This window comes from Staphylococcus sp. HMSC14C01, from assembly GCF_001808085.1.
GTDB lineage: Bacteria > Bacillota > Bacilli > Staphylococcales > Staphylococcaceae > Staphylococcus > Staphylococcus hominis.
Genome location: NZ_KV792014.1, coordinates 1 through 17,458 on the forward strand (window position 1 = coordinate 1; position 17,458 = coordinate 17,458).

The window sequence follows — 17,458 nt, forward strand, 5'->3', positions numbered from 1 at the left end:
TGATATTGAGACCGTGAGGTCTCTTTTTTTATTTTAAAATATATATCTATATATAACTAATTAAAAGATGACTAAATGAATATACACTAAGGATTGCTAGCATAGTGACTTCTTAAAAAAGTTCACGTTCAATGACTACCAATCCAAAATGAGTCAGAACTTATTTCTTCTATTTAAACAGTAAGTGCTTTAATAAGCGCATTAACATGCTTCTCTAATTTTTCTTCTGGGATACCTCCAAAGCCAATTAAGAAGGTAGGAGGTTGTGCTTTTTTGTTGCTATAAGGATAAGGCGTTAATTTAAGATTGCATTTTTTCGTTCTTTTTATGCATTCATTTAATGTTAAATTATTTTTAACTACAAGTGTGAAGTGCATTCCTGTTAGTGCGCCTTCAATTTTCAATTGTCCTTTATATGGTGTTAGTTTTTCTAAAATAAAAGTTAATTTATTTTTATATATTCTTCTCATTTTATTAAGATGACGTTCAAAGCTACCAGTTGCCATAAATTGTGCTACCATATGTTGTAGATGTACAGGCACAGTATTGCTTTCAACATATTTCATCTCTCGGAATAATTTTAGCAGTTTATTTGGTAAGACAATGTATGCCATACGACAACTTGGATAAAGCGATTTCGAAAATGTACTAATATATATTACTTTTTGTTTTTTATCTAAATTCTGTAATGCTGGAATAGGTTTTCCGAAATATCTAAATTCTGAATCATAATCATCTTCAATAATATATCGTTCTTTCTTTTGTTGTGCCCATTTTATAAGTTGTGTGCGCTTCTTTAAACTCATCACATATCCTGTTGGAAATTGATGAGATGGTGTGATATATAAAATATCATTATTTTTTTGAAAGACTTCATCGATATTAATTCCATCTTTTTCTACTCTAGCTTGTGTATAACTTATTCTATGCTTATCCAGTACATGTTTAATTGGTGGATAACTAGGTTGTTCTATAATAAATGATGAATCTTTTAATAAATCAGTGACCATATTTAATAATTGTTCAGTTGAAGAGCCAATTATGATTTGATCTGGATGACAAGATACTCCTCTACTATTAAATAAATAATGAGAAATTTGCTGTCTTAAGTTAAATTCTCCCTGAACGCTTCCTTTACTCAAAAGGGCAAGTTGATCTTCTTCAAATACTTCTTTAGCATACCTTTTAAATAAATGGCTAGGAAAATGTTCAGCATCAATTTCAGCTAAATTGAATTGATACTGATACGTATTTTTCTGTGTAGTCTTATCAGTTTCTAATATATCACTTATTTCAGGATAACTATTTGTTACTGGTAATGATTGAATTTCTGAAACATAATAACCTGAACGTGGTTTTGAGTATATAAATCCTTCATCTAAAAGTAACTGATAGGCATGCTCAATTGTAGTATGACTAAGTGATAAATGTTGACTCAACTGTCTTTTAGATGGAAATTTATCGTTTGATTCATATACACCTTCAATAATTTGTTTTTTTAGCTTTTCATATAAAGAAATATATAATGATTTTTTCTTCGTCATAAATCTGACCCCTAATTTTTTATTAAAATTGTACCTTTTTAAACATCAGTTTATATTTTAAAATGGATTTAATCAATTGAAAAGGGGTTTTATAAATGTCTAAAATTGTAGGATCTGAAAGAGTTAAACGCGGTATGGCTGAAATGCAAAAAGGCGGCGTCATTATGGATGTTGTGAATGCTGAACAAGCTAGAATCGCAGAGGAAGCTGGAGCAGTAGCAGTTATGGCCTTAGAACGCGTACCATCTGATATTAGAGCAGCTGGTGGTGTAGCACGTAGTGCCAATCCTAAAATTGTTGAAGAAGTAATGAATGCTGTTTCAATTCCAGTAATGGCTAAAGCACGTATTGGTCATATTACAGAAGCACGTGTATTAGAAGCTATGGGTGTAGACTATATTGATGAATCTGAAGTTCTTACTCCTGCAGATGAAGAATTTCATTTAAGAAAAGATCAATTTACTGTACCATTTGTTTGTGGTTGCCGTAATTTAGGTGAAGCAGCACGACGTATTGGCGAAGGTGCAGCGATGTTACGTACTAAAGGAGAACCTGGAACAGGTAATATTGTAGAAGCTGTACGTCACATGAGAAAAGTTAATTCTGAGGTTAGTTGTCTAACTGTAATGAATGACGATGAAATTATGACTTATGCCAAAGAATTAGGTGCACCATATAATGTATTAAAACAAATTAAAGAAGAAGGTCGTTTACCAGTAGTAAACTTTGCAGCGGGTGGTGTAGCAACACCTCAAGATGCTGCCTTAATGATGGAATTAGGTGCTGATGGGGTATTTGTGGGTTCAGGTATTTTTAAATCTGAAGCTCCAGAAAAATTTGCAAAAGCTATTGTTCAAGCTACAACTCATTATCAAGATTATGAATTAATTGGAAAATTAGCAGCTGAATTAGGAACTGCAATGAAAGGTTTAGATATAAATAAAATCTCATTAGAAGAACGTATGCAAGAGCGTGGTTGGTAATTTATGAAGATTGGTGTATTAGCGTTACAAGGTGCAGTACGTGAACATATTCGTCACATTGAATTAAGTGGTCACGAAGGTATAGCAGTTAAGAAAGTTGAACAATTAGATGAAATTGATGGTCTTATTCTCCCTGGTGGTGAATCTACAACTTTAAGAAGACTTATGGATTTATATGGCTTTAAAGAAAAATTACAACAATCTGATTTACCAATGTTTGGAACTTGCGCAGGTCTTATTGTGCTTGCAAAAGATGTAGAAGGTGAGACAGGATATCTAAAAAAATTAGATATTACTGTTGCGCGTAATTCCTTTGGTAGACAAGTAGATAGTTTTGAAGCTGAGTTAGATGTTAAAGGTATTGCAAAAGATATAGAAGGTGTCTTTATAAGAGCACCACATATTGTTAGTGTAGAAAATAATGTAGAAATATTAAGTTCTATTAGTGATAAAATAGTAGCTGTTAAGCAAGGGAAATACCTAGGTGTGTCTTTCCATCCAGAATTAACAGATGATTATCGTATAACTCAGTATTTTATTGAACATATAGTTAAATAAAAAAAAGCTTGAGATTAAAGTCTCAAGCTTTTTCTTATTAAATGAAGAATCCAGCGATAGCAGCTGAAATAAATGATACAAGTGTTGCACCGAATAATAACTTAATACCAAAACGTGCTACGACATCACCTTTTTCAGAGTTAAGTGATTTAATCGCACCAGAAATGATACCAATAGAACTAAAGTTAGCAAATGAAACTAGAAATACAGACGTAATACCTTTTGCATGTTCAGAAATATCCTTCAAGCTTCCAAGTGATTGCATAGCAACAAATTCATTAGATAATAATTTTGTTGCCATCACAGAACCTGATTTAACTGCATCCTGCCAAGGAACACCTGCTAAGAAAGCAAATGGCGCAAACACAAAACCAATTAACGTTTGGAAATCCCATTTGATTGCTCCGCCAGAAATTAAACTAAAAATACCACTTACAAGGCCATTTAATAAAGCAATGATTGCAATGTAGCCAATTAACATTGCACCAACGATAACTGCTACTTTGAAACCATCTAAAATATATTCACCTAACATTTCAAAAAATGATTGTTTTTTAGTTTCTGATTCATCCACTAGCAATTTATCATCTTCTTCATTAACTGTATAAGGGTTAATAATAGAAGCAATAATGAAGCCACCAAATAAGTTTAATACAACCGCTGTAACAACGTATTTAGGTTCAATCAATGTAAAATATGCACCGATAATAGATGCAGATACAGTAGACATTGCAGAAGCAGTTAAAGTATATAAACGTTGTTTAGGTATATATGGTAATTGTTGTTTTAATGAAATAAATACTTCAGATTGGCCAAGAATCGCAGCTGCTACTGCATTATATGATTCTAAACGCCCCATACCATTAATTTTAGAGATTAAGAACCCTAACACATTAATAATCCATGGAAGAATTCTAGTATATTGTAAAATACCAATTAATGCCGAAATAAATACGATTGGTAATAAGACACTAAAGAAGAATGGTGGATTTTTTGGATCTACAAATTTAAATCCTCCAAAAACAAAATTAACCCCTTCAGCAGCTTTTTGTAACAAATAGTTAAATCCATTTGAAATACCACCAATAATTGTAATACCAGCAGTCGTTTTCAAAAGAATAAATGCGAATATAAGTTGAATAATTAATAATAATCCAACATAATGCCAACGAACATTCTTTTTATCTGAACTAAATAAAAATGCCAGCGCTAAAAAGACAATAATCCCAATGATCCCAATAAGAATATGCATAATTCTACTCCTTTAAAATTCTCTTTATCTTATATAATACAATAAAATAATAGAAGTAACATTAATATTTTTAAATAAAAAAACAAATTGGTTGAAAAAGGTCAAAGTTGGTCATATAATATAGTCAAAGAAGGTCAAAAGGGGTGGTAAATCATGCACAACATGTCTGACATCATTGAACAATACATTAAACAATTATTTGAAGAAAGTAATGAAGATATGGTAGAAATTCAAAGAGCTAATATTGCTCAACGTTTCGATTGTGTGCCTTCTCAACTCAACTATGTTATTAAAACGAGATTTACAAATGAACATGGTTATGAAATAGAAAGTAAACGTGGTGGAGGAGGATATATCCGAATCACAAAAATTGAAAATAAAGATGCAACGGGTTATATTAATCATCTATTGCAATTAATTGGTCCTTCTATATCTCAACAGCAAGCATATTATATAATTGATGGTTTGTTAGATAAAGGATTAATTAGTGATAGAGAAGCAAGAATGATTCAAGTGATTATTGATCGTGAAACACTATCAATGGATGTTGTTTCTAGAGATATTATTAGAGCAAATATTCTCAAACGATTATTACCTATCATTAATTACTATTAATAAATAATAAAGAAATGCGAGGTGTCTATGTGTGCTTTGCGAAAATTGTCATTTAAATGAAGCAGAGGTTAAACTCACAGTAAAAAGTAAAGATGGTACCTCTGAAAAGTGGGTGTGTTCAGAATGTGCGCAAGGAGAGCAACCTTGGAATCAACAAGAACATGCTGCGTCACATTCAGAGTTTCAAGATGATATTGAAGAAGCCTTTGTAGTCAAACAAATCTTACAACATTTAGCAACTAAACACGGATTAAATTTTCATGAAGTAGCATTTCAAGAAGAAAAACGATGTCCTACATGTAATATGACATTGAAAGATATAGCTCATGTAGGTAAATTTGGATGTGCAAATTGCTATGCAGTATTTAAAGAGGATATTGTTGATATTGTAAGACGAGTACAAGGTGGACAATTTGAACATGTAGGCAAGATGCCTCGTTCTTCACATCATAAACTGGCAATAAAAAAACAAATTGAAGAAAAAACGAATTACTTAAATATATTAATTGAAAAGCAAAAATTTGAAGAAGCAGCTGTCATTAGAGATGAAATTAAAGCCTTGAAACATGAAAGCGAGATGGAGCATGATGAATGATATGGGTGCACATATTAGTGAATGGATGAAAGAAACAGATGAATCTCCCATTGTAATGTCTTCGCGTATTCGTTTAGCACGTAATTTAGAAAATCATGTTCATCCTTTAATGTTTCCATCTGAACAAGCAGGTTTTAGAGTAATCAATGAAGTGCAAGATGCACTACCTAATTTATCTTTAATGCGTTTAGATACCATGGACCAACAAAGTAAGATGAAGTTAGTGGCTAAACATCTTATTAGTAAAGAATTGATTAAACAACCTGCTTCAGCGGTGTTATTAAATGACGATGAATCTTTGAGTATTATGATTAATGAAGAAGATCATGTACGAATTCAAGCAATGGGTAATGATTTATCTCTGACAGATTTATATCAAAAAGCTTCAGAAATTGATGATATTCTTGATGAACAATTAGAAATTAGTTTCGATGAAGATTTAGGTTATTTAACTACTTGTCCTACAAATATTGGGACTGGAATGCGAGCAAGTGTGATGCTTCATTTACCTGGATTATCTATAATGAAACGTATGAATCGTATTGCACAAACAATTAATCGTTTTGGATTTACGATTCGAGGTATATATGGAGAGGGTTCACAAGTTTATGGTCATATTTATCAAATTTCAAATCAACTTACATTAGGTAAGACAGAAGAAGATATTATTGACCAGCTGACAGAAGTAGTTCAACAAATTATTAATGAAGAAATGCAAATTCGTGAACGTTTGACACAATATAGTGAATTAGAAACGCTTGACCGTATTTATCGTTCGTTAGGAATATTACAAAATAGCCGTATGATATCAATGGAAGAAGCGTCATATAGATTAAGTGAAATTAAGTTAGGCATAGATTTAGGATATTTAAATTTAAGTAACTTTAAGTTTAATGAATTAATGGTAAGTATCCAATCTGCGTTTTTATATAATGATGAAGATGAAAACGTATCTGTAAATGAAAAACGGGCAAATATATTAAGAAAACATACAAATTAGGAGGTTGTAAACGATATGTTATTTGGTAGATTAACTGAACGCGCACAACGTGTATTAGCACATGCACAAGAAGAAGCAATTCGTTTAAATCATTCGAACATTGGTACTGAGCACTTACTACTTGGATTAATGAAAGAACCAGAAGGTATTGCTGCTAAAGTACTTGAAAGTTTTAATATTACTGAAGATAAAGTTATTGAAGAAGTTGAAAAATTAATCGGTCATGGTCAAGAACATTCTGGTACGTTGCACTATACACCAAGAGCTAAAAAAGTCATTGAACTATCAATGGATGAGGCAAGAAAATTGCATCATAATTTTGTAGGTACAGAACATATTTTATTAGGTTTAATTCGTGAAAATGAAGGAGTAGCAGCACGTGTATTTGCTAACTTAGATTTGAATATTACAAAAGCACGTGCACAAGTAGTGAAAGCATTAGGTAGTCCTGAAATGAATACTAAAAATGCAACTGCAAATAAATCAAACAACACTCCTACATTGGATGGACTAGCACGAGACTTAACAGTTATTGCTAAAGACGGTACGTTAGATCCAGTTGTGGGTAGAGATAAAGAAATTACACGTGTTATTGAAGTATTAAGTCGTAGAACTAAAAATAACCCTGTACTTATTGGTGAACCAGGTGTAGGTAAAACAGCCATTGCTGAAGGTCTTGCACAAGCTATTGTAAATAATGAAGTGCCAGAAACGCTAAAAAATAAACGTGTAATGTCACTAGATATGGGAACAGTCGTGGCAGGTACTAAATATCGTGGTGAATTCGAAGAACGTTTGAAAAAAGTCATGGATGAAATCCATCATGCAGGTAATGTCATTTTATTCATTGATGAATTGCATACACTAGTTGGTGCTGGTGGCGCAGAAGGTGCAATTGATGCATCTAATATTTTAAAACCAGCGTTAGCGCGTGGTGAATTACAATGCATTGGTGCAACAACATTAGATGAATATCGTAAAAACATCGAAAAAGATGCTGCATTAGAACGTCGTTTCCAACCTATTCAAGTTGATGAACCTTCTGTAGAAGATACTGTTGCTATTCTAAAAGGTTTACGTGATCGCTACGAAGCTCATCATCGTATTAATATTTCTGATGAAGCACTGGAAGCGGCTGCTAAATTAAGTAACCGTTATGTATCTGATCGTTTCCTACCAGATAAAGCAATTGATTTGATTGATGAAGCAAGTTCAAAAGTGAGACTAAAAAGTCACACAACTCCAAATAATTTAAAAGAGATTGAACAAGAAATTGAAAAAGTTAAAAATGAAAAAGATGCTGCCGTCCATGCACAAGAATTTGAAAATGCAGCTAACTTAAGAGATAAACAATCAAAACTTGAAAAACAATATGAAGATGCTAAAAATGAATGGAAGACATCTCAAGGCGGACAATCAACATCATTATCTAAAGAAGATATTGCTGAAGTTATTGCAGGATGGACAGGGATTCCATTAACTAGAATTAATGAAACAGAGTCAGATCGTTTGCTTAATTTAGAAGAAACATTACATGATCGAGTAATTGGACAAAACGATGCTGTAACTTCTATTAGTAAAGCAGTTCGTCGTGCACGTGCAGGCCTAAAAGATCCTAAACGTCCAATCGGTAGTTTCATTTTCTTAGGACCAACTGGTGTAGGTAAAACAGAACTTGCACGTGCATTAGCTGAATCAATGTTTGGTGAAGAAGACGCAATGATACGTGTTGATATGAGTGAATTTATGGAGAAACATGCTGTGAGTCGTTTAGTTGGAGCGCCTCCAGGTTATGTAGGCCATGATGATGGTGGTCAATTAACTGAAAAAGTTAGACGTAAGCCATATTCTGTTATCCTATTTGATGAAATTGAAAAAGCGCATCCAGATGTGTTTAATATCTTATTACAAGTACTTGATGATGGACATCTAACTGATACAAAAGGGCGTCAAGTTGATTTCCGTAATACTGTTATTATTATGACATCAAATGTAGGAGCACAAGAACTACAAGATCAACGTTTCGCTGGATTCGGTGGTGCATCTGAAGGACAAGATTATGAAACAATTCGTAGAACTATGATGAAAGAACTTAAAAATTCATTCCGTCCTGAGTTCTTAAACCGTGTAGATGATATTATTGTTTTCCATAAATTAACAAAAGATGAACTTAAAGAAATTGTGACTATGATGGTAAATAAATTAACAAAACGTTTATCAGAACAAGATATTAATATTGTAGTTACTGATAAAGCTAAAGAAAAAATTGCCGAAGAAGGATATGATCCAGAATACGGTGCTCGTCCATTAATTAGAGCAATTCAAAAAACAGTTGAAGATAATTTAAGTGAATTGATACTTGATGGTAATCAAATTGAAGGAAAAGAAGTCACAATTGATCATGATGGTAATGAATTCAAATATGATATCCATGATAAACAAGAAAATAATATAGAAGATACAAAAGAACCAGCAACAGAAGAATAAAAAGAGCTTAAATTCAGAGTCTAGGAGTCATTAAATCCTAGACTCTTCTTTTCATTTATATATATATTTAAATTTGTCATTATAACTGGATACATATAAAATAGATATGTTCAAAAAAATCGGAGGTGCAGTTTTGGCCAAGAAAAAAGTAATTTTCGAATGTATGGCTTGTGGATATCAGTCTCCTAAATGGATGGGAAAATGTCCGAATTGTGGTGCTTGGAATCAAATGGAGGAAATTATTGAAAAGACTTCCAATCCAAAGCATGGCGTAAAAGCAAAAGAGACACAAGCAAAAGTACAGAAATTAAATAGTATTAAGCATGAGACAACACCGAGAGTTCAAACGGACTCTAAAGAATTTAATCGTGTACTTGGTGGTGGAATTGTTAGTGGATCACTCGTACTGATTGGCGGCGACCCGGGTATTGGGAAATCTACATTATTATTACAGATTTGTGCATCGTTATCACAGAAACTTAATGTACTTTATATCACGGGTGAAGAATCACTAAATCAAACGAAATTGCGTGCAGATCGTCTAGAGGAAGACTCTAGTAATTTAAATGTACTAGCTGAAACAGATTTAGAAGTTATTCATCAAACCGTGGAACAAGAGCGCCCAGACATACTTGTTGTCGATTCAATTCAAACGATTTATCATCCTGAGATTAGTTCAGCACCTGGCTCAGTATCACAAGTTCGAGAAAGTACACAAAGTTTAATGAATATTGCAAAACAAATGAATATCGCAACTTTTATAGTAGGTCACGTAACAAAAGAAGGGCAAATTGCTGGTCCAAGACTATTAGAACATATGGTAGATACAGTTTTATACTTCGAAGGTGATGAACACCATGCTTATCGAATTCTAAGAGCAGTTAAAAATCGTTTTGGTTCAACAAATGAAATGGGTATTTTTGAAATGAAACAAAGTGGTTTGAAAGGGGTACAAAACCCTTCAGAAATGTTTTTAGAAGAACGCTCTACAAATGTTCCAGGATCAACAATTGTGGCTACTATGGAAGGCACACGACCACTATTGATTGAGGTGCAATCTCTAGTAACACCTACTACATTTAATAATCCAAGACGAATGGCCACAGGCATCGACCACAATCGACTTAGCTTACTTATGGCTGTTTTAGAGAAAAAAGAAAATTATCTTTTACAACAACAAGATGCTTACATTAAAGTAGCGGGTGGAGTGAGACTTACTGAACCGGCTGTAGATTTAAGTATTATTGTAGCGACTGCTTCAAGTTTTAAAGATAAAGCCGTAGATGGTTTGGATTGTTATATTGGTGAAGTGGGATTAACTGGTGAGGTAAGACGAGTATCGCGTATCGAGCAACGTGTACAAGAAGCGGCAAAACTAGGATTTAAGAGAGTGATTATTCCCCAAACGAATATAGGTGGATGGACATTCCCAGAAGGTGTTCAGGTCGTTGGTGTGACAACGGTACATGATGCCTTAACATATGCGTTTAGTAATCGCTCATCATAGGCATTTAAAGGGGTGATAACGTATGAAGGTATTAAAAGGAATTATTATTATAATCTACATCATTCTTGGTGCATCATTTGGAATCATGTTAATTCCAGAAATTTTAAATGATTTAGGTATTAACAACCATCCCATTTATACTAATCATTATGTTGATGGTTTAATAGGGATGATTGTATTCTTTCTAATATTTGGGTTATTTATTAATAAAGTAACACGATTACTTAAAGAAGCTGAAATGTGGATTATGCAACGTAGTGCAGTTGAAATTTTGTTTGCTACACTAGGATTAGTCGTTGGTTTATTTATTTCAGTAATGGTTTCATTTATTTTAGAAATGATAGGAAATTCTATATTAAATCACCTTGTGCCTATTATTATTACATTATTATTATGTTATTTAGGATTCCAGTTTGGTTTGAAAAAGCGTGATGAAATGCTTATGTTTTTGCCAGAAAATATAGCACGTTCAATGTCTAAAAATAATATCAGCGCCATACCTAAACTGTTAGATACAAGTGCAATTATTGATGGAAGAATTTTAGATATTATTAAATGCGGATTTATAGATGGAGAAATTCTTATTCCTCAAGGAGTTATAAATGAATTACAAGTAGTTGCAGATGCTAATGATAGTATCAAACGTGAAAAAGGACAACGTGGATTAGATATTTTAAATCAACTTTATGATTTAGACTATCCAACTCGTGTGATTCATCCTCAAAAATCTCATAGTGATATTGACAAACTGTTAGTTGAATTAGCTCAAGTTTATCATGCTCATGTCATTACAACCGATTTCAACTTGAATAAGGTATGTCATGTTCAAGGGATTACTGCATTAAATGTTAATGATTTGTCAGAAGCAATTAAACCCAATGTTCATCAAGGTGACCGACTTAATATTTTATTAACTAAAATGGGTAAAGAACCTGGCCAAGGGGTAGGATATCTAGATGATGGAACAATGGTAGTTGTAGATCATGCCAAATCTCTTATAGGTAAACAGGTTGAATTAGAAGTCATTAGTTTATTACAAACATCATCTGGTCGTATTATATTTGCTAAGACTATAGAGGAGTCCTTAAGTGAATAGAGAAAAGGGTTTCATGTGAAACGTATTCATTTATAAATTATTGTATAACATTTTTCGCTATGAGATATTGATGAGTAACGTAACAACAACAGCAATAGACTTATCAAACCAGCCAATTAATGCTACAATAATAAGGAAATGCGAAGTTGATCTAAGTATAGATTAGAAGTTAAAGTTATTCAAAAACGATTCTTTAAAGATTGTTTGGGATAACTTTTTTCTAATGAAAGAAATCATTCGCTATAAAGAATGAATAACAAAATTAGGAGTGAAACGAATGAGTGAACGCGTAAGAGTAAGATATGCGCCAAGTCCAACTGGATATTTACACATCGGAAATGCAAGAACTGCATTATTTAATTATTTATTTGCTAAACATTATGATGGAGATTTTGTAGTACGTATTGAAGATACAGATAGTAAAAGAAATCTTGAAGATGGAGAATCTTCACAATTTGATAACTTAAAATGGTTAGGCTTAGATTGGGATGAATCTATCGATAAAGACAAAGGTCATGGTCCTTATCGTCAGTCTGAACGTGCAGACATCTATAATCCACTTATTCAACAATTATTAGATGAAGATAAAGCATACAAATGTTACATGACTGAAGAAGAATTAGAAGAAGAACGTGAAGCTCAAATTGCTCGTGGAGAAATGCCACGATATGGCGGTAAACATGCACATCTAACTGAAGAACAACGTCAACAATTTGAAGTTGAAGGACGCAAACCCGCTATTCGTTTCCGTGTTCCAAAAGATAAAACATATACATTTGATGATATGGTTAAAGGAGAAATTTCTTTTGACTCTAATAATATTGGAGATTGGGTTATCGTGAAAAAAGATGGCGTCCCTACGTATAATTTCGCGGTAGCAGTAGATGATCACTATATGGAAATTTCTGATGTTATTCGTGGAGATGATCATGTATCAAATACACCTAAGCAATTAATGATTTATGAAGCATTTGGTTGGGAATCACCACGTTTTGCGCATATGTCATTAATTGTAAATGAACAACGTAAAAAATTAAGTAAACGAGATGGCCAAATTTTACAATTTATCGAGCAATATCGTGATTTAGGTTATTTACCTGAAGCGTTATTCAATTTTATTGCTTTACTCGGTTGGTCTCCTGAAGGTGAAGATGAGATCTTTTCTAAAGAAGAATTTATTAAGATTTTTGATGAACAACGTCTTTCTAAATCTCCAGCAATGTTTGATAGACAAAAATTAGCTTGGGTTAACAACCAATATATGAAAACAAAAGATACAGAAACAGTATTTGAGCTTGCTTTACCACACTTGATCAAAGCAAATTTAATTCCTGAAAATCCAAGTGAAGAAGATAAAGAATGGGGACGCAAATTAATTGGTCTTTATCAAAAAGAAATGAGTTATGCAGGAGAAATTGTTCCGTTATCAGAAATGTTCTTCCATGATATGCCTGAATTAGGTGAAGAAGAACAAGAGGTATTAAATGGCGAACAAGTTCCTGAATTAATGTCTCATTTATATGGTAAATTAGAAGCGCTTGAACCATTTGAAGCTGCTGAAATTAAAAAAACGATTAAAGAAGTACAAAAAGAAACGGGTATTAAAGGTAAACAATTATTTATGCCTATTCGTGTAGCAGTGACTGGTCAAATGCATGGTCCTGAATTACCGAATACAATTGAAGTATTAGGAAAAGAAAAAGTACTATCGCGTTTAAAAAAATATGTTTAAAACAATGTTAATATAATAAGTCAGACACACATGTTTAAACTTGAAATTTTATAAAAAACTTCTTATGATAAAATTAAACATATGTTAGTTAAAGGATTAGTAAATATACGATAATGTTGTTAGAGAGTATGCGGTTGCTGTGAGCATATCATTATCTATATCGAATGCACCTTTGAATGTTCAATTAAATATAGAAATGAGTATGATAAGGTAGACTAGTATGTTCATCAACTTACTTTATCTAAAATGAAGAGTGGAACCGTGCAATAGCGCCTCTAGCAGTTAATGTTAGGGGCGCTTTTTTTAAATATTTGAATTATTATACATGGACTGTAAGATATTCATAATATATAGAAAATGGGGAGGCGAGCGTCTTGATAAAAAGAATGAAAGATGATGTAAAAATGGTATTTGAACAAGACCCTGCAGCACGTACAACATTTGAAGTAATCACAACTTATGCAGGCTTGCATGCGGTATGGAGTCACTTAATTGCACATAAATTATATAATAAAAAACACTACGTTTTGGCGAGAATGATTTCACAAGTATCTCGCTTTTTTACAGGAATTGAAATTCATCCTGGAGCAAAAATCGGAAAACGTCTATTTATTGATCATGGTATGGGTGTAGTCATTGGTGAAACATGTACGATTGGAGATAACGTAACTATTTATCAAGGCGTGACACTTGGTGGTACAGGTAAACAAAAAGGAAAGCGTCATCCAGATATTGGAGATAATGTTTTAATTGCAGCAGGATCAAAAGTTTTAGGAAATATCCAAATTAATTCTAATGTTAATATTGGTGCGAATTCAGTAGTCTTACAATCTGTGCCAAGTTATACAACAGTTGTAGGCATTCCAGGTCATATTGTTAAACAAGAAGGAAAACGAATTGGGAAAACATTTGATCATCGTAATTTGCCTGACCCTTTATTTGAACAAATTAAGCAACTAGAACGACAATTGGAAAAAGCTAAGAATGGAGAGATTAAAGATGATTACATTATATAATACTTTAACACGTCAAAAAGAGGTGTTTAAGCCTATTGAGCCTGGTAAGGTAAAAATGTATGTATGTGGACCTACAGTGTATAATTACATTCATATTGGTAATGCCCGTCCAGCAATTAATTATGACGTGGTACGTCGATATTTTGAATATAAAGGCTATACGGTTGATTACGTATCTAATTTTACTGATGTAGATGATAAACTCATTAATCGGTCTAAAGAATTAAATGAAAGTGTGCCAGAAATTGCTGATCGATATATCAAGGCATTCTATGAAGATGTAGGGGCACTTAATGTTAAAAGAGCGACATCTAATCCGCGAGTAATGAATCATATGGATAAAATCATTGACTTCATTAAACAACTTGTAGATGAAGGTTATGCATATGAAAGTAATGGAGATGTGTATTTTAGAACCCGTAAATTTGATGGATATGGTAAATTAAGTCATCAGTCTATTGATGATTTAAAAGTTGGCGCTCGTATAGAAGCAGGTGAACAAAAAGAGGATGCATTGGACTTTACGCTATGGAAAAAGGCAAAACCTGGAGAAATTAGTTGGGAGAGCCCATTTGGACAAGGACGTCCAGGATGGCATATTGAATGCTCTGTAATGGCTTATCATGAATTGGGAAAAACAATTGATATCCATGCAGGAGGATCAGATTTACAATTTCCACATCATGAAAATGAAATAGCGCAATCTGAAGCACACAATCACGCGCCTTTTGCTAATTATTGGATGCATAATGGTTTTATTAATATAGATAATGAAAAAATGAGTAAATCATTAGGTAACTTTATTTTAGTACACGATATTATTAAAGAAATTGATCCAGATGTATTACGTTTCTTCATGATCAGTGTTCATTATAGAAGTCCAATCAACTATAACGTTGAATTAGTAAATGCTGCTAAAAGTGGATTAGAGCGTATACGTAATAGTTATCAATTAATTAAAGAAAGAGAAGCAATCGCAACTGATTTAGAAACACAAACAGACTATATTGATCAAATTAATGATATTTTAAAACAATTTGAAGCTGTAATGGATGATGATTTTAATACAGCAAATGCTGTAACTGCATGGTATGATTTATCGAAATTAGCTAATAAATATGTGTTAGAAAATACAACATCTACTAAAGTAATTCAGCGCTTTAAAGAAGTATATCACATTTTTAGTGACGTATTAGGTGTGCCATTAGAAGGAAAAGAAAATGATGTATTACTTGATGAAGACATAGAAAAACTTATCGAAGAACGTAATGAAGCACGTAAAAATAAAAATTTTGCTCGAGCTGACGAAATTAGAGATATGCTAAAAGAACAAAATATTATTCTTGAAGATACGCCTCAAGGTGTAAGATTTAGAAGGGGTTAATATGGATGTAAAGCTATTAAACCCATTAACGTTAGCTTATATGGGAGATGCTGTATTAGACCAGCATGTACGTGAATATATTGTGCTTAAATTACAAAGTAAACCGAATCGCTTACACCAAGTATCGAAACAATATGTGTCTGCAAAAAGCCAAGCACAAACGCTCGAGGTATTAATAACAAAAGAATGGTTTACTGAAGAAGAACTAGATATTGTTAGAAGAGGCCGTAACGCTAAAAGTTATACGAAAGCTAAAAATACAGATGTACAAACGTATCGTAAAAGTTCAGGTTTAGAAGCTGTTATAGGATTTCTTTATTTAGACCATCGAAATGAACGATTAGATGCGTTACTTGATACGATTGTACAAATTGTTGATGAAAGGTAGTGAACATAGTGGAAGATATCGTTATTGTCGGTAGACACGCTGTTAAAGAAGCAATTGTGTCTGGTCATACAATAAATAAAATTTGGATACAAGAAGGAATAAGAAAGCAGCAAATTAATGATATTTTAAAAAATGCTAAAGCACAGAAATTGATTATACAAACTGTTCCAAAATCCAAATTAGATAATTTAGCAAATGCACCTCATCAAGGTGTAGCTGCACTGATTGCACCATACGAATATGCAGATTTTGATCAGTTTATTCAATCTCAAAAAGAAAAAGAAGGCCTTTCTACAATAATTATTTTAGATGGTTTAGAAGACCCACATAATCTTGGTTCGATCATTAGAACGGCAGATGCAAGTGGAGTAGATGGAGTTATTATCCCTAAGAGACGTTCTGTTGCGCTCACACAAACTGTCGCAAAAGCGTCAACAGGTGCGATTCAACATGTCCCAGTGATGCGTGTTACAAATTTATCAAAAACAATTGATGAGCTGAAAGATAATGGATATTGGGTAGCAGGAGCTGAAGCGGATAATGCTACAGATTATCGCAATATGGCTGCTGATATGCCATTGGCTATCGTAATTGGTAGTGAAGGGCAAGGTATGAGTAGATTGGTTAAAGATAAATGTGATTTCTATATTAAAATTCCTATGGTAGGCCATGTTAATAGCTTAAATGCTTCTGTAGCTGCTAGTTTAATGATGTATGAAGTCTATCGAAAACGACATCAAATTGGAGACACCCAATGAAAGATAGATATCTAATTATTGATGGTTACAATATGATTGGTCAATCAAAGGAATTGAGTAAAGTAGCAAGAGAAAGTTTAGAGGAAGCACGTGAACAACTCTTAGATGTGATTGCCAATTACAATGCAGTTGTCGCTGATGAGATTGTATGTGTATTTGATGCATATGAACAATCTGGTATAGAAAGAGAATACATGTATCATGGTGTTAAAACAGTTTTTACGAAAGAAAAAGAAACTGCAGATAGCTATATTGAGCGTTATGTATATAATTTATACAATAAACATACGACACATATTACAGTAGTGACTAGCGATATGAGCGAGCAACATGCTATTTTTGGAGCAGGTGCATATCGTGTTTCATCTAGAGAAATGTGGCGAGATTTAAAAGAGAATGCAATGACGGTTAGTAAATCAGTAGATGATTTTAATGAACGTAAGCCAAGAACTCGAATTTCGTTATCAAAAGATGTACTTGCAGAATTTGAAAAAATACGACGAGGATATGGTAAAAAACATAAATAATACAGTCTTGATATTT

General features: G+C 32.9%; 16 protein-coding genes. 14 read left to right on the plus strand and 2 right to left on the minus strand.

Translation table 11 applies throughout. The features are described from left to right. Positions 1 to 173: 173 nt before the first annotated feature. Positions 174 to 1,544, minus strand: a complete 1,371-nt coding sequence (locus tag HMPREF3131_RS01435; protein ID WP_049382347.1) for a MocR-like pyridoxine biosynthesis transcription factor PdxR — start codon at positions 1,542 to 1,544, stop codon at positions 174 to 176. Between the two features lie 95 nt (positions 1,545 to 1,639). Here HMPREF3131_RS01435 and pdxS point away from each other — a divergent pair, with 95 nt between their 5' ends. Further along, positions 1,640 to 2,527 carry a pyridoxal 5'-phosphate synthase lyase subunit PdxS gene (gene pdxS / locus HMPREF3131_RS01440; protein ID WP_070436373.1) on the plus strand — a complete coding sequence of 296 codons (888 nt, stop codon included), beginning with the start codon at positions 1,640 to 1,642 and terminating at the stop codon, positions 2,525 to 2,527. A 3-nt stretch (positions 2,528 to 2,530) separates the two neighbouring features. After that, positions 2,531 to 3,085 carry a pyridoxal 5'-phosphate synthase glutaminase subunit PdxT gene (pdxT, locus tag HMPREF3131_RS01445; RefSeq protein WP_017175299.1) on the plus strand — a complete coding sequence of 185 codons (555 nt, stop codon included), beginning with the start codon at positions 2,531 to 2,533 and terminating at the stop codon, positions 3,083 to 3,085. A gap of 37 nt (positions 3,086 to 3,122) precedes the next feature. On the opposite strand, the gene HMPREF3131_RS01450 is transcribed toward pdxT, so the two are convergent. Continuing rightward, complete coding sequence (locus tag HMPREF3131_RS01450) at positions 3,123 to 4,337, minus strand: NupC/NupG family nucleoside CNT transporter (protein WP_049419862.1); 1,215 nt, start codon at positions 4,335 to 4,337, stop codon at positions 3,123 to 3,125. A 153-nt stretch (positions 4,338 to 4,490) separates the two neighbouring features. Here HMPREF3131_RS01450 and HMPREF3131_RS01455 point away from each other — a divergent pair, with 153 nt between their 5' ends. The 12 genes from HMPREF3131_RS01455 (at position 4,491) to HMPREF3131_RS01510 (ending at position 17,442) form a co-directional block, all read left to right on the plus strand. Further along, positions 4,491 to 4,952 (plus strand): CtsR family transcriptional regulator, encoded by a 462-nt coding sequence (locus HMPREF3131_RS01455; protein WP_002449017.1) that lies wholly within the window; start codon positions 4,491 to 4,493, stop codon positions 4,950 to 4,952. 31 nt (positions 4,953 to 4,983) lie between these two features. Beyond that, on the plus strand, positions 4,984 to 5,547 hold the full coding sequence (locus HMPREF3131_RS01460; RefSeq protein WP_017175301.1) for a UvrB/UvrC motif-containing protein: 564 nt from the start codon (positions 4,984 to 4,986) through the stop codon (positions 5,545 to 5,547). Continuing rightward, positions 5,540 to 6,547: a protein arginine kinase gene (locus HMPREF3131_RS01465; RefSeq protein ID WP_049382357.1), complete on the plus strand. Its 1,008-nt coding sequence runs from the start codon at positions 5,540 to 5,542 to the stop codon at positions 6,545 to 6,547. The genes HMPREF3131_RS01460 and HMPREF3131_RS01465 overlap by 8 nt, the downstream gene beginning before the upstream one ends. Before the next feature lie 15 nt (positions 6,548 to 6,562). Then, a complete protein-coding gene (locus HMPREF3131_RS01470; RefSeq protein ID WP_017175303.1) occupies positions 6,563 to 9,034 on the plus strand; it encodes an ATP-dependent Clp protease ATP-binding subunit in 2,472 nt (823 codons plus the stop codon). Positions 9,035 to 9,167: 133 nt separating this feature from the next. After that, positions 9,168 to 10,541, plus strand: a complete 1,374-nt coding sequence (gene radA / locus HMPREF3131_RS01475) for a DNA repair protein RadA (RefSeq protein WP_070436374.1) — start codon at positions 9,168 to 9,170, stop codon at positions 10,539 to 10,541. A 22-nt stretch (positions 10,542 to 10,563) separates the two neighbouring features. Beyond that, positions 10,564 to 11,637: a PIN/TRAM domain-containing protein gene (locus tag HMPREF3131_RS01480; protein WP_070436375.1), complete on the plus strand. Its 1,074-nt coding sequence runs from the start codon at positions 10,564 to 10,566 to the stop codon at positions 11,635 to 11,637. A 277-nt stretch (positions 11,638 to 11,914) separates the two neighbouring features. Next, positions 11,915 to 13,369 (plus strand): glutamate--tRNA ligase, encoded by a 1,455-nt coding sequence (gene gltX, locus HMPREF3131_RS01485; protein ID WP_049382349.1) that lies wholly within the window; start codon positions 11,915 to 11,917, stop codon positions 13,367 to 13,369. 386 nt (positions 13,370 to 13,755) lie between these two features. Continuing rightward, positions 13,756 to 14,385 (plus strand): serine O-acetyltransferase, encoded by a 630-nt coding sequence (gene cysE, locus HMPREF3131_RS01490; RefSeq protein WP_170999993.1) that lies wholly within the window; start codon positions 13,756 to 13,758, stop codon positions 14,383 to 14,385. Next, positions 14,369 to 15,769 (plus strand): cysteine--tRNA ligase, encoded by a 1,401-nt coding sequence (gene cysS / locus HMPREF3131_RS01495; protein WP_070436376.1) that lies wholly within the window; start codon positions 14,369 to 14,371, stop codon positions 15,767 to 15,769. The genes cysE and cysS overlap by 17 nt, the downstream gene beginning before the upstream one ends. A gap of 1 nt (position 15,770) precedes the next feature. After that, positions 15,771 to 16,157: a Mini-ribonuclease 3 gene (locus HMPREF3131_RS01500; RefSeq protein ID WP_061544332.1), complete on the plus strand. Its 387-nt coding sequence runs from the start codon at positions 15,771 to 15,773 to the stop codon at positions 16,155 to 16,157. An 8-nt stretch (positions 16,158 to 16,165) separates the two neighbouring features. Beyond that, entirely contained in the window at positions 16,166 to 16,915 is a 750-nt protein-coding gene (gene rlmB, locus HMPREF3131_RS01505; protein WP_037541103.1) for a 23S rRNA (guanosine(2251)-2'-O)-methyltransferase RlmB, read from the plus strand. Beyond that, positions 16,912 to 17,442: an NYN domain-containing protein gene (locus HMPREF3131_RS01510; RefSeq protein ID WP_049415688.1), complete on the plus strand. Its 531-nt coding sequence runs from the start codon at positions 16,912 to 16,914 to the stop codon at positions 17,440 to 17,442. The genes rlmB and HMPREF3131_RS01510 overlap by 4 nt, the downstream gene beginning before the upstream one ends. The last annotated feature ends 16 nt before the right edge of the window (positions 17,443 to 17,458 follow it).